Annotated in this window: 10 protein-coding genes; 3 read left to right on the forward strand and 7 right to left on the reverse strand. The window is 73.4% G+C overall.

Annotated elements, in window-relative coordinates; all coding sequences use genetic code 11:
* Positions 1–21: 21 nt before the first annotated feature.
* From ABWK59_RS03905 to ABWK59_RS03925, 5 genes are all read right to left on the reverse strand, one after another.
* The gene (locus tag ABWK59_RS03905; protein WP_354637881.1) at positions 22–816 is read right to left on the reverse strand and encodes a metal-dependent hydrolase; all 795 of its coding nucleotides are present in this window, start codon (positions 814–816) and stop codon (positions 22–24) included.
* Positions 817–951: 135 nt separating this feature from the next.
* Positions 952–1923: a DUF389 domain-containing protein gene (locus ABWK59_RS03910; RefSeq protein WP_354637882.1), complete on the reverse strand. Its 972-nt coding sequence runs from the start codon at positions 1921–1923 to the stop codon at positions 952–954.
* A gap of 7 nt (positions 1924–1930) precedes the next feature.
* Positions 1931–3706, reverse strand: a complete 1776-nt coding sequence (locus ABWK59_RS03915; RefSeq protein ID WP_354637883.1) for a cation:proton antiporter — start codon at positions 3704–3706, stop codon at positions 1931–1933.
* A 121-nt stretch (positions 3707–3827) separates the two neighbouring features.
* Entirely contained in the window at positions 3828–5204 is a 1377-nt protein-coding gene (gene zwf, locus ABWK59_RS03920) for a glucose-6-phosphate dehydrogenase (RefSeq protein ID WP_354637884.1), read from the reverse strand.
* A gap of 27 nt (positions 5205–5231) precedes the next feature.
* On the reverse strand, positions 5232–6812 hold the full coding sequence (locus tag ABWK59_RS03925) for a GMC family oxidoreductase (protein WP_354637885.1): 1581 nt from the start codon (positions 6810–6812) through the stop codon (positions 5232–5234).
* 230 nt (positions 6813–7042) lie between these two features.
* On the opposite strand from ABWK59_RS03925, the gene ABWK59_RS03930 reads away from it, so the two are divergent.
* The 3 genes from ABWK59_RS03930 to cydB all read left to right on the forward strand — a co-directional run bounded on the left by ABWK59_RS03930 (position 7043) and on the right by cydB (position 10571).
* A complete protein-coding gene (locus tag ABWK59_RS03930; protein WP_354637886.1) occupies positions 7043–7978 on the forward strand; it encodes a 2-hydroxyacid dehydrogenase in 936 nt (311 codons plus the stop codon).
* Positions 7979–8110: 132 nt separating this feature from the next.
* Complete coding sequence (locus ABWK59_RS03935) at positions 8111–9493, forward strand: cytochrome ubiquinol oxidase subunit I (protein ID WP_354637887.1); 1383 nt, start codon at positions 8111–8113, stop codon at positions 9491–9493.
* A 52-nt stretch (positions 9494–9545) separates the two neighbouring features.
* Positions 9546–10571, forward strand: a complete 1026-nt coding sequence (gene cydB / locus ABWK59_RS03940) for a cytochrome d ubiquinol oxidase subunit II (RefSeq protein WP_354637888.1) — start codon at positions 9546–9548, stop codon at positions 10569–10571.
* A gap of 24 nt (positions 10572–10595) precedes the next feature.
* Here cydB and ABWK59_RS03945 read toward each other — a convergent pair whose 3' ends face one another.
* Both ABWK59_RS03945 and ABWK59_RS03950 read right to left on the reverse strand, forming a co-directional pair.
* Entirely contained in the window at positions 10596–11519 is a 924-nt protein-coding gene (locus ABWK59_RS03945) for a cyclase family protein (protein WP_420492727.1), read from the reverse strand.
* Positions 11520–13343, reverse strand: coding sequence for a glycoside hydrolase family 15 protein (locus tag ABWK59_RS03950; protein WP_354637889.1), 1824 nt, complete (start codon positions 13341–13343; stop codon positions 11520–11522).
* Positions 13344–13449: the final 106 nt, after the last annotated feature.

A 13449-nucleotide genomic window follows, 5' to 3' on the forward strand; every position in this document is an offset into this window, starting at 1 on the left:
CGCCCCTCAGGCGGGCCCGGATCAGTGGAAGAAGTCCAGCGCTCCCAGCGCGCACAGCCCGCCGACGCCCATGAACACCGGCGTGAGCACCTTGATCTCCACCCAGCTGCCCGCCCGGAACCGCATGGGCTTCGGCGGCCCCAGCGGGTACCACCGCTTGCGGCCGATCGGGATCGGCCACAGCACCGGGCAGCCCGAGACGGTGAGCGCGTCACCGAGGCAGTGCACCAGCGCGCCCAGGACGATCGGCAGGCCGATCCACAGGTACTGCTGCCCGGGCTCGTGGAACAGCCACTGGGAGCCGTTGCCGGGCCGGTCGATGACGTCGGCCAGCATCCAGGCACCGGTGATGCCGAGCAGCCAGACCAGGATGTCGCTGGAGACCCGGGCGGCCCGCCACAGCAGGCCCTCGACGGCCAGCACCACGTGGACGAACAGCACCGCCAGCACGCCCCAGCGGCCGCCGTACACGGCCACGGCCGCCGCGCCCGCGCCGATCATCACGGCCCAGACCCAGGTGTGAGTGAGCGTCCGGTGGCCGCCCGAGCGCTTGGGGTCGCCGGGCTTGCGGGTGGACTTGTAGACGGCGTACGACAGCTTGTCGATCACCTCGCACAGGGTGCGGGAGACCGGGCCGAAGGCCCTGGATATGGTCGCCGCCTTGTGGTCGAGGTCCGGCGCCAGGGCCGCGCCGGCGCAGATCAGCGCCCCGACCAGCAGCACCGGCCACGGCATCGGCTCTCCGAGCCCGGCCGCGACGGCCCCCGCTCCCAACCACGCCGCCGCGCCGGACAGCGCGTGCGCCGGTCCCATCATGACTTGACTCCCACCCATTTCCCGGCCCTCGTCGCGAGGGCGTGACGGGGCGGCAGCATATCCGTGTCCGGACCGGCACCGATCACCCGGCGTCCGGGCTGCCGGGTCCGGCCCCCGGAGCGGAGTCGGCGCTGCTCAGCGCGGCCCGGGCCCCCACCGCCCGGTGCTCCCCCCGAGTCGGCGGGCGGCGAACCGCCACAGCCGGCGCTGGATACGCAGGGTGAGCACGCCGACGAGGACCAGGAGCACGACGTTCAGCAGGAGTTGGAGCAGCGAGCCCAGGGCCCCGGACCAGGCGCCGAAGGCGATGGAGACGGACACGTCGGAGGCCGCCGGGATGGTGGTGACCGAGATGAACACCCCGAGCAGGGCGCTGCTGCGCGCCTCGGCGAGCGAGACGATGCCGACCACGCCGGCCAGCACGGCGACGGTCGCGGAGAGCAGGTTGGGGGTGTTGATCAGGTTGGAGACCGGTCGCAGTCCGAGGTCGAAGGCGTGCGACTGGAGGCCGGCCTGCCGGACCAGGACGGCGAAGCCGAGGGTGACCAGGATGGCCAGGGTGAAGCCGAGGGCGAGGGCGCGCAGGCCGTCCCGGACCCGGCGGCGGTTCCCGCGGTCCAGGCCGAGGGCGATGCTGGTGATCGCGCCGTACTCGGGTCCGACCACCATGGCCGCCACGATGAGGATCTGGGAGTTCGTCATGATGCCGACCGAGCCGATCAGGCCGGCGATCACCAGGTAGAGGTAGAAGCTCGGCAGGTAGGTGCCGGAGGCGCGGATGTTGGCCTCGACCGCGGCCCAGAGCGGGGTGTGCACCAGGGTGGTGGGTTCGGCGGCCTCCAGCCGTTCGGCCCACCGGGAGAACATGATCTCGACCTCGTCCACCGCGATCGAGCCGTCCCGGTCGATCCCCAGCCCGCGCAGGTCGCCGAGGACCTGGTTGGCGGCGCCCTTCACCACGTCGCACTCCAGCAGGTCGGCGGCCGGTCCGGGGGCGGCGGAGGCGAGCACCACCAGGTTGAGGACGTGCCGGTCGGCGGTGAGCAGGTCGACGGTCCGCCCGGTGAGCGCGGGCGTGGTCAGCAGCCGGACGTGGATCAGGTCCATGGAGCCGTCAGCCCGCCGGCGCGGGACGGCTCGCGGCGGGTCCGAGCAGCACCTCCACGTCGCCCTCCTCGCGCCGCGGGACGGCGGTGGGGGTGACCGGGGCCAGCTGGCCGTTGGCGCGGATGCGGAACAGCACCTCGTAGCCCTCGGGGACCTCCGGGCCGGCGGGGCGGGTCAGGACGGCGGCGCCGGCCCGGTAGCGGCGGTCGATCTCGATCCGGGTGAGGGCCGCCGTGAACAGGGTCTCGCCGCCGGTGTACGGGGCGACCACGCCGTGGCCGTGGTGCGGCGGTCCGAGCCGGTAGACCGGGCCCTCGGCGGTGCCGCGCAGGAGGGTGGAGGCGAGCGCGTTGAAGTCGTCCTCGGCGGTGAGCAGCAGGACCGAGGTGATGCCCTCCAGTTCGGCACCGGAGCCGGTGGCGGCGGCCAGCAGCTCGCCGGGGGCCAGTTCCAGGCCGGCGTCCAGGATCTGCCGGCGCTGCTCCTCCAGGCCGGCCCACATCAGGACGTCGATGCCGGCGCCGTGCAGCGCCCGGCCCAGGTCGACCACCCAGGCGTCGCCGCCGACCAGCAGGGGCCGGGACCAGGCGGGCCGGCGCACCCCGAGCCGGCCGGCGACGGGTGCGGCGGTGAAGGCGTAGAGGACGACCGTGCCGACGATGACCAGGAAGGTGATCGGCAGGATCTCGGAGGCGGTGGCCACGCCGGCGGCGGCCAGCGAGACCGAGAAGGTGGAGGCGGTGGAGGCGGCGACGATGCCGCGCGGGGCCATCCAGCCGACGAAGGCCCGTTCGCCGCGGCTCAGGTCGGTGCGGAGGGTGGAGAGGAAGGCCACCAGCGGGCGGGCCAGCAGCGTCAGGACGGCGATCAGGCCGACGGCGGGCAGGATCAGGCCGTTCAGCGAGGACGGGGTGATGGTGGCCGAGATGGAGACGAACAGCACCCCGAGGATCTGCTGGACCAGGGTCTCGAAGAACGGGCTGCGGGCCGGGATGTCCATCCCCGGCAGGTTGGCCACGGCGAGACCGACCACCACCGCGGCGATCAGGCCGGAGTCCTCCCTGAGCACGTCGCAGACCGCGGCCACGCCGACCACCACGGCGAGCTGGGCGGAGGTGCCGAGGGTCTCGGGGAGGCGGAGCCGGCCGAGCAGCAGCCACAGGACGCCGGTGCCGACGGCCCCGCCGGCCAGGCCGACCGTGACGCTGATCAGGAACTGGACGAATTGGTGGCCCGGTTGGTGCGGGCTGCCGGCGCTGACCGCGTGGAACACCAGCGCGCCCAGGATCGCGCCGACCGGGTCGATCAGCGAGCCCTCCCAGGCGAGGATGTGCTGGAGCCGCTCCACCGGGCGGACGAAGCCCAGCAGCGGTCCCACCACGGTCGGCCCGGAGACCACCAGGATCGCGCCGAGCATGGTGGCCGCGCCCTGCGAGAGGTCGAACAGCAGGCTGCCGGAGACCGCCCCGAGCATGCAGTTGACCACCGTGCCGATGAGGATCAGCCGGACGACCACGCTGCGGGTGTGGCCGCGCAGCCGCTGGAGGTCGAGGCCGAGGCTGGCGTCGTAGAGGATCACCGCGACGGCCAGCGAGACCAGCGGGGAGAAGGCTGGCCCGAGCAGCTTGACCGGGTCGACCACCTCGGTGAGCGCCCCGGCCGTGAAGCCGGCGGGCAGCAGCAGGACCAGCGCGGGGATGCGCAGCCGGGCGGCGAGGATCTGACAGCCCACGCCGAGGACCAGGATCAGGGCGACGCCCAACAGGATCTGGTCTGCCGTCACGGCGGTGATGGTGTCACCGCCCGGGCGGCGGGGGGTCGCAGGCGGGCCGCGGCCCCCGGCGGGTTCATCCGATCGGCGGCGGGGGCACCCCGGCCCCGGTCAGGGCGGGGTCAGGGCGGGCTCACCCCGTCGGGTCGTACCAGCTGTCGCCGTCGGCGAGGAGGGCGTCGGCCTCCTTGGGACCCCAGGTGCCCCGGGCGTACGGGTGGACCGGGACGGCGTCGCCGAGGACGGGGTCGACGACCTTCCAGGCGTTCTCCACGGTGTCCTGCCGGGCGAACAGCCAGCGGTCGCCGTCCAGGGCGGCGCCGATCAGCCGGTCGTACGGGCGCATGTCGGAGCCGGGCAGCTCGCTGAAGGAGAGTTCCTCGTGGTTGGCCTCCCAGCCGCCGCCGGGCCGCTTGCCGGCGAGGGTGAGGGCGACCTGGGTCTTCGGCCAGACCCGGAAGCGGAGCATGTTGGTGGCGGGCACCGGCCGCAGTCCGAACACGTCGTGCGGGGCGCGGCGGAAGCGGATGCTGACCTCGGTGGCGGTCACCGGCAGGCACTTCCCGGCGCGGATGAGGATGGGGACGTCGGACCAGCGCCAGGAGTCGGCGGTGAGCCGGATCGCGGCGAAGGTCTCCACGGTGGACCCGGGGTCCACGCCGTCGACGTCCAGGTAGCCCTCGTACTGGCCGCGGACGATGTGGTCGGGGGTGAGCGGCCGCAGCGAGGCGACGGTGACGGCCTTGGAGTCCCGCCAGGCGCTGAGGCCCTGGCCGGAGGGCGGGTCGGCGAGGACGGTGGCGAGCACCTGGAGCATGTGGTTCTGCACCACGTCGCGGATCGCGCCGGTGCGGTCGTAGAAGCGGCCGCGGTCGGAGACGTCGAAGGCCTCGGCCATGGTGATCTGGATGGACTCCACGTGGGTGCGGTTGAGCAGCGGCTCGATCACCGAGTTGGCGAACCGGGCGAACAGCACGTTCTCCACGGGGTCGAGGCCGAGCCAGTGGTCGACGCGGTAGATGGCGTCCTCGGGGAAGTACCGGTGCATGGTCTCGTTCAGCTTGCGGGCGCTGGCGAGGTCGCTGCCGAAGGGTTTCTCGACCATGATCCGGGCGCCCTCGGCGCGGCCGGCGCCGGCGATGCCCTGGGCGATCCGGCCGAACAGCGGCGGCGGCACCTCCAGGTAGTACAGGGCGCTCCCGCCCTCCCCCATGGCCTCGGACATGGCCCGGTAGGTGGCCTCGTCGCCGAGGTCGCCGTCGACGTAGCGCAGCAGGCCGAGCATCCTGGTCGCGGCGGGGGACTTCGGGTCCATGCCGTTGAGGGTGAGCGAGGCCTCGGCGTAGCCGCGGAACTGCTGCAGGTCCCAGCCGGCCTTGGCCACGCCCACCACCGGGACGTCCAGGACGCCGCGTTCGACCAGGCCCACCAGGGCGGGGAAGGTCTCCAGTTTGGCGAGGTCGCCGGTCGCGCCGAAGACGACCAGCGCGTCCATCCGTCGTGTCGTCATCTCTGGCTCTCCTCGGGGGTCCGGGCGTCAGCGCATCCGGTCGGCGAGGTGGTCGCCGACCCGCAGGGCGTTGGCGATGGCCGTCAGGGACGGGTTCACCGCGCCGATGCTGGGGAAGAAGGAGGTGTCCACGACGTAGAGGTTGTCGAGGTCGTGGGCCTTGCAGTGGACGTCCAGGGCGGAGGTGGCCGGGTCGGTGCCGAACCGGACGGTGCCGGCCTGGTGGGCGGTGGCGCCGATCGGCATGCCCTTGTGCAGGTAGATGCTGTGCGGCAGCAGGTGGTGCTCGTGCATCCCGAGCTTGCCCAGCATGCCCTGGAGCTTGTGGCGGAGCCGTTTCAGTCCGGCGGTGTTGTTCTTCTCGTCCAGGGCGAGGTGGACGTTGCCCTCGGCGTCCAGGGTGACCCGGTTCGCGGGGTCGGGGAGGTCCTCGCCGCAGAGCCAGAAGTCCACGGCGTGGTGGGCCAGTACCTCGAACGGCATGTCGGGGCTGACCACCCCGGCCCAGCGCGGCGCCTCGCCGTGGATCTGGTCGGCGTCGGACTTGCCGAGCATCTGGATGCCGCCCAGCGGGTAGTCCCAGTCGTCCGCGCCGAGGTACCAGTCGTGCAGCGCCAGGGTCTTCTGGAACAGCGTCGGGTTGGGCTCCTTGGAGACCGCCATCAGGGCCAGGTTGTTGTGCCGCATGTAGTACCGGCCGACCACGCCGGAGCTGTTGGCAAGGCCGTCCGGGTGCCGATCGTTGGCCGAATTCAGCAGCAGGACAGCCGAGTTGACCGCGCCGCAGGCGACCACCACCAGGTCGGCGGTGAAGGTCGCGGTGTCGCCGCCGGCGAGTTCGGCGACCGCGCCGGTGACCGTCCGCCCGGTCGGGTCGGTCTCCAGCCGGCGGACGTGCGCCCGGGTGACCAGGGTGACGTTCGGGTGCTCCAGGGCCGGGTCCACGCAGATCACCTGGGCGTCGGACTTGGCGCCCAGCAGGCACGGGAAGCCGTCCACCCGGTCGCAGCGGATGCACCGGCTGCCGCGGGCCGCCCGCCCCTGCTCGTCCTGCAGCAGGTCCACCCCGATCGGCAGGTGGAAGGGGTGCAGGCCGTGCTTTTCCAGGTCGTCGCTGAGCTGCTGGATCCGCGGCTCGTGCTCCACCGGCGGGTACGGGTACGGGGAGCTCGCCGGGCCCGCGGTCGGGTCCTCGCCGTGCCGGCCGTGGACCCGGTAGAGCTGCTCCGCCTCGGAGTAGTACGGCTCCAGGTCGGCGTAGTCGATCGGCCACGTCGGGGAGAGCCCGTCGTGGTGGCGCAGCTCGCCGAAGTCCTCGGGGCGCAGCCGGAACAGCGCGGCGCCGTAGAACTTGGTGTTGCCGCCGACGTAGTAGTTGACCTCGGGCGGGAAGGCGTTGCCGTCCTTGTCGTACCAGTACTCGGGGGCGCGGTAGCGGCCCTTGACGAACACGGCGGTGGAGTCCCAGTTGGCGCGCTCGCGGGGCAGGTAGTCGCCGCGTTCGAGGACCAGGATCCGCTTGCCGGTGCCGGCCAGCCGGTGCGCCAGGGTGCCGCCGCCGGCTCCGGTGCCGATGATGATGACGTCGTAGTGCTGGTCTCCGGCCACGGGGAGTTCCGTTCTGGAGTCGTTGCCTGCCCTGCGGCGGCCGCCCCCTCACCCGAGCGGGTGGTCGGCGGCGGGTGGCGGCGACCTCGCACGGACCACCCCGGTCAGGACAAGTCCCGTCCTCTGCAAGCTACAACGGGCCCGGCCGGGCGGCACGCCAGGACGCCCTGTGCCAGGTGGACGGGCCACGGGGAGTAGTCGACGGTTCGACAGGACGGGAGGCCGGTGCGATGGGTTCGGCCGAGGGTGCGGGGGTGCTGCTGCCGTACCCGCCACAGGAGCTGGGCGGGCTTCCGGCGGGCCTGCGGGCGCTGGTCTGGGACGGGACGGGCGCGCCGCCGCCCGGGGGTGAGCTGGCGTCGGTGGAGCTGTTCACGGTGCCGTACACCCGGACCGCGGCGGCGCTGCCGCTGCTCCCCCGGATGCCGCGGCTGCGGGTGGTGCAGTCGCTGAGCGCGGGGGTGGAGGAGCTGCTGCCGCACCTCCCCGCGGGAGTCACGCTCTGCAACGCCCGGGGGGTGCACGACGCGAGTACGGCCGAGCACGCGGTGACACTGCTGCTGGCCGTGCTGCGGGGGATCCCGGGGTTCGTGCGGGACCAGCGGGAGGAGCGCTGGGTGGCGGGCGGGTTCCGGCCGGCGCTGGCCGACCGGCGGGTGCTGGTGCTGGGCTACGGGTCGATCGGGGCCGCCGTGGAGGCCCGGCTGCTGCCCTTCGAGTGCGAGGTGGTGCGGGTGGCGCGTACGCCGCGGCCCTCGGTGCGGGGGCCGGTCCACGGGCTGGCGGAGCTGGCCGGGCTGCTGCCGCGGGTGGACGCGGTGGTGCTCACCCTGCCGCTGACCGCGGACAGCCGGGGGCTGGTGGACGCCGGGTTCCTGCGGCGGATGCGCAAGGGCGCGGTGCTGGTGAACGTGGGGCGGGGGGCGGTGGTGGACACCGCCGCCCTGCTCGCCGAGCTGCGGACGGGACGGCTGTCGGCGGCCCTGGACGTCACCGACCCGGAGCCGCTGCCGCCCGGTCACCCGCTGTGGACGGCGCCCAACACGCTGATCAGCCCGCACGCGGCGGCCACCACCTCGGCCTTCCGGCCCCGCGCGCTCGCCCTGATCCGCGCCCAGCTCGCCCGCTACGCGGCGGGGGAGCCGCTGGCCAACGTGGTGCGCTAGGTCTTCACCGGCTGCCCGCGGCGCTCGGCCGATCGGCGGGCACCCGTTGGGGGGAGGGGCGTCGTGGCGGGCCCGGGGCCCGGAAGGCGCGTGCTTGACTGGCGGCCGACCGTCCTGCGATCGGAAGCCCTCATGAGTCAACTCGACCTGGCCAGGCTGCAGTTCGCCATGACGTCGATCTACCACTTCCTGTTCGTGCCGATCACCATCGGCCTGGGTTTCCTGACCGCGCTGCTCCAGACCGGCTGGCACCGGACCGGCCGTCAGGAGCTGCTGCGGCTGACCCGGTTCTTCGGCGTGCTGCTGGTGATCAACATCGCGGTGGGTGTGGTGACCGGTCTGGTCCAGGAGTTCCAGTTCGGCATGGACTGGTCGGCCTACGCCCGGACGGTCGGCGACGTGTTCGGTGCGCCGCTGGCGATGGAGGGCCTGGCCGCGTTCTTTTTGGAGTCGACGTTCCTGGGCCTGTGGGTGTTCGGCTGGGACCGGCTGCCGCCGAGGGTGCACCTGGCGACGATCTGGCTGGTGGCGGTGGGCGGCGCGCTGTCCGCGGCGTTCATCATGGCGGCCAACTCCTGGATGCAGCACCCGGTCGGGTACACCGTCGACCCGGACACCGGGCAGCCCCGGCTGAACGACGTGTGGGCGCTGTTCACCAACCCGGTGTTCCTGCGCGGCTACCTGCACGTGATGCTGGCCTCGCTGACCACCGGCGCGGTGCTGATGCTGGCGGTCTCGGCGTGGCAGCTGCGCAAGGGGTCCGCGCCGCTGGCGTTCCACGCCTCGGCCCGGCTGGCGCTGGTGGTGCTCGTCCCGGCGGTCATGCTGGGGATGCTGGTCGGCAGCGAGCTGGGGGTGACCGAGGGCAAGTACCAGCCGATGAAGATCGCGGCCGCGGAGGCCCAGTGGACCACCTGCCAGCCCTGTTCCTTCTCGCTGTTCCAGATCGGCGGCGGGCAGAACGACCACGACCCGACGAAGATCATCGAGATCCCGCACCTGCTCTCGCTGCTCGCCACCAACCACTGGAACGGCCAGGTGGTGGGCATGGACCCGCTGCAGAGCCAGTACGAGCAGCAGTACGGGCCGGGGAACTACGTGCCCAACGTGTTCATCCAGTACTGGTCGATGCGGGTGATGGCGTACCTGGCGGTGCTGGTCCTCCTGGTCGGACTGTGGGGGCTGTGGCTGTTGTACCGCCGGCGGCTGAGCTCGGCGCGCCTGTTCCACCGGGTGGCGGTCTGGACGGCCGTGCTGCCGCCCCTGATCAACACCGCGGGCTGGCTGCTCACCGAGAGCGGCCGGCAGCCGTGGATCGTCCAGGGCATCCAGCTGACCCGCCAGGGCGTCTCCCCCTCGGTGACCACGGCGACCGTCGCCACCAGCCTGATCGTCTTCTTCCTGCTGTACGCCGTGCTGTCGGTGGTGGAGGTCGTGCTGATGACCCGGTACGCCCGCCGGGAGCTGGCGCCGCCGACCGCCGAGAGCACGCCGGTTCCCACGCCCACCTACTGACCGCGCGCCCGGACCGCGCCCACCGCCACCACCTCATCCCCGGGGGTCCCCGATGGCACTCGCCACGTTCTGGTTCATCCTCACGGCCGTCCTGTGGACCGGCTTCTTCATCCTGGAGGGCTTCGACCTGGGGGTGGGCATCCTGCACGCGGTGGTGGGCCGGGACGAGCCGGGGCGCCGGGCGGTGATCTCCACCATCGGGCCGCTGTGGGACGGCAACGAGGTGTGGCTGATCGTGGCCGCGGCCTCGATGTTCGCGGCGTTCCCGGGCTGGTACGCGACCATGTTCTCCGGCCTCTACCCGGCGATGGTGCTGCTGCTGGTGGCGCTGATCCTGCGCGGGGTGTCCTTCGAGTTCCGCGAGAAGGTCCTCGCCCCGCACTGGCGGCGCGCCTGGACGGTGTGCCTGAGCGGCGGGAGCCTGCTGGTGCCGCTGCTGATCGGGATCGCCCTCGGCGACCTGCTGTACGGGCTGCCGATCGACCAGGACCAGGAGTTCACCGGCGGGCTCGGGGACCTGTTCTCGGCGTACTCGGTGTTCGCCGGCCTCACCCTGGCGGTGCTCTGCGTGCAGCACGGCGCCACCTTCATCACCCTGAAGACCACCGGCGAGCTGCGCGGCCGGGCGTCGCTGCTGGCCCGTCGCGTCGCGCCGGTGACGGCGCTGGCGGTGCTGGCCTTCCTGCCCTGGACGCACTCCACCGCGGGCAAGGGCGTGCTGCCGAACCTGGTGGCGCTGATCGCCGCGCTGGCGGTGCTGGCCGCCGCCTGGCTGGTGACCGTCCGGCGCGAGGGCTGGGCGTTCACCGCGACCACGGTGGCGATCGCCACCACCGTACTGGCGGTCTTCGTCGACCTGTACCCGCGCCTGATGGTCTCCAGCACCGACCCGGCGTACAGCCTGACGGTGCAGAACAGCGCCTCCGGCGGGTACGCGCTGAAGGTGATGAGCGTGGTGGCGATCGTGTTCTTCCCCCTGGTCCTGGCCTACCAGGGCTGGACCTGGCACGTGTTCCGGCGGCGGGTCTCGGCCGAGCAGTACACCGTCGGCGGCGCCACCGGGGACGCCGCCGGGTGACCGGGGGCGCCGGGTGAGCGGCCCTCAGAGGACCGCGATCGGGTTGACCGGGGAGCCGGTGGCGCGCGGCAGCCGCAGCGGGGCGACCACGCACAGGAAGGACCAGCGGCGCTCCCGGACGCAGAGCGGGACGAGCTCCTCGAACTGCAGGTAGTCCAGCAGGTGGACGCCCATCGCGTGCACCGCGAGCACGTGCACGGGGAAGTCCACGCCCTCGGTCCGGGCCGGCGCGGTGTCGTTGTTGCCGTCGCTGCCGAGGACCGCGACCCGCCGCTCCGCCAGGAACTCCAGGGCGCCCGGGTGGAGTCCGGCCCGGGCGGTGGCGGACTCCCAGGGCCCCACCTCGGCCCGGCGCCGGCGGTGGCCGACCCGGACGAACAGCAGGTCCCCCGGGCCGACCCGGACCTGCTGCGCCGCCTCGGCCGCGGCCAGCTCCTCGGCGCCGACCTGCTCCCCCGGCTCCAGCCAGGGCACCCGGCGCAGCCGCGGGATGTCCAGCAGCACCCCGCGGCCGACGATCCCGTCCCGGGCCAGGTCCACCGAGAGCGCCTCGGCCCCGGCGGGGGTGAGCGCGGCCGCGTCGGTGCCGCCGTACAGGGTGCCGTCGTAGACCACGTGGCAGAGCGCGTCCAGGTGGCTGTCGGCGTCGCCGTGGATGTTCATCGCGAACCGGTCGCGGGCGAAGTCCAGCCCCTCGTCCGGCACCTCGCCGGCCAGCGCCCCGGTCATCCGGTGCTGGGCGGGATCCGGGTTGTCCGGGCCCGGGGCGGTCTCCACCGGCGCCGCCAGCGAGATCCGCAGCCCGGAGCGGACCTCGCGGGCGGCGGCCGCCACCCGCTCCGGGGTGAGCTCGGTCAGGGCGCCGCCCGGGCGGTCGCGGCGCAGCCGGCGGTACAGCGCGCGGAACGCCGCCGCGTCCAGCGCCGGGAGGTCGTGGCCGGCGGTCACTCAGGACCTCGTCCGGGCGTCCAGGGCGTCGTCCAGGGTGCGGGCCGCCGTGATCAGGGACAGATGGGTGAACGCCTGGGGGAAGTTGCCCAGTTGCTCACCGGAGGGGCCGATCTCCTCGGCGAACAGGCCGACGTGGTTGGCGTAGGTGAGCATCTTCTCGAAGGCGTACCGGGCCTGCCGCAGCCGGCCGGCGCGGGCCAGCGCGTCCACGTACAGGAAGGTGCAGAGGCTGAAGGTGCCCTCGGAGCCGCGCAGACCGTCCGGCGAGGCGGCCGGGTCGTAGCGGTAGACCAGGCTGTCGGAGACCAGCTTGCGGTCGATGGCGTCCAGGGTGGAGAGCCAGGACGGGTCCTTCGGCGCGAGCAGGCCGACCCTGGGGATCAGCAGCAGGGAGGCGTCCAGCACGTCCTCGCCGCCGTAGTGCTGGACCAGGGCCCGCTCCTTCTCGCTCCAGCCCCGGGCCATGATCTGTTCCAGGACGCTGTCGCGGGTCTGCCGCCACCGGGCGATGTCGGCGGGACGGCTGAAGTGCTCGGCCAGGGCGATGCCGCGGTCGAACGCCACCCAGGTCATCACCCGGCTGTAGGTGAAGTCCTTGCGGCCGCCGCGGGTCTCCCAGATGCCCTCGTCGGGGCGGTCCCAGTGGTCGGCGAGCCAGTCCAGGGTGCGGGCCATCGCCCGCCAGTTGTGGTACCCGGCCTGGACGCCGACCTCGCGGCCCTCGGCCAGGGCGTACAGCGCCTCGCCGTAGATGTCGAGCTGGAGCTGGTCCATGGCGGCGTTGCCGGCCCGCACCGGGCGGGAGCCGCGGTAGCCCTCGAAGTGCTCCAGGATCTCCTCGGTCAGCTGCGGGTCGCCGTCCACCCGGTACATGATCTGCAGCCGCTCGCCGGGCAGGTCGAGGCGCTCGCGCAGGCGCTCGCCGAGCCAGCGGGTGAAGGCGGTCGCCTCCTCGGCGAAGCCCAGGTCCAGCAGCGCGCGGACCGACAGCGACGCGTCCCGCACCCAGGTGAAGCGGTAGTCCCAGTTGCGCTCGCCGCCGACCTGCTCGGGCAGGCCCATGGTGGCGGCGGCGATCGGCGCGCCGGTGGGCGCGTAGGTGAGCAGCTTCAGGGTGATCGCCGAGCGGCGCACCATGTCGGGCCAGCGGCCGCGGTAGTTCGCGGTGCGGACCCACTCCTGCCAGAAGTTGACGGCCTCCCAGAGGCTCTCGGTGACCTGCTCCTCGCCGGTCGGCGGCGGCGCCGCGCCGTCGGCCGCGCAGACGGTGAGCACGGCGCCCGCGGTCTGGCCCGCGGCGAGGGTGACCGTGCCCGCCACGTCCTCGGCCTCGCGCCTCAGCGGGAACGTGGTGCGCAGGTGGACGGCCAGGTCGGCGGCCCGGAAGGCGGCGTAGCCCTCCCCCAGGCGCAGCTCGTGCGGGGCCCGGCCGTAGTCGAAGCGTGGACGGCAGTCGAGGGTGAAGGTGACGGTCCCGCGGACCGCGCGGATCGCCCGGACCACGGTGTGGCGGTCGGTGGCCGGGCCGGTCGGGTTGGGCGGCATCCAGTCGATCAGCTCACCGACGCCCTCGGGGGACATGAAGCGGGTCACCAGGACGGCGGTGTCCGGGTAGTACAGCTGGCGGTAGGTCACGTCCTCGGCGTCGGGGCCGATCCGGAAGTGGCCGCCGCCGTCGTGGTCGAGCAGGGCGGCGAAGATGCTCGGGGAGTCGAAGCGCGGCGCCGCGAACCAGTCGAGGACGCCCTGGGCGGAGACCAGCGCGACCGTCTGGAGGTCGCCCACCAGCCCGTGGTCCGCGATCGGCGGGTAGCGGTCCATCAGCACACTCCCAGATCCGGGTTCGGCCCCCGCGCGGACGCTACCCGACCCCCGTCCGGCCACCGGGCCGCACCACGGAGGCCCCCCAGCGTATCCCCCACCCGGC

It is taken from the genome of Kitasatospora sp. HUAS MG31 (assembly GCF_040571325.1).
Taxonomy (GTDB): domain Bacteria; phylum Actinomycetota; class Actinomycetes; order Streptomycetales; family Streptomycetaceae; genus Kitasatospora; species Kitasatospora camelliae.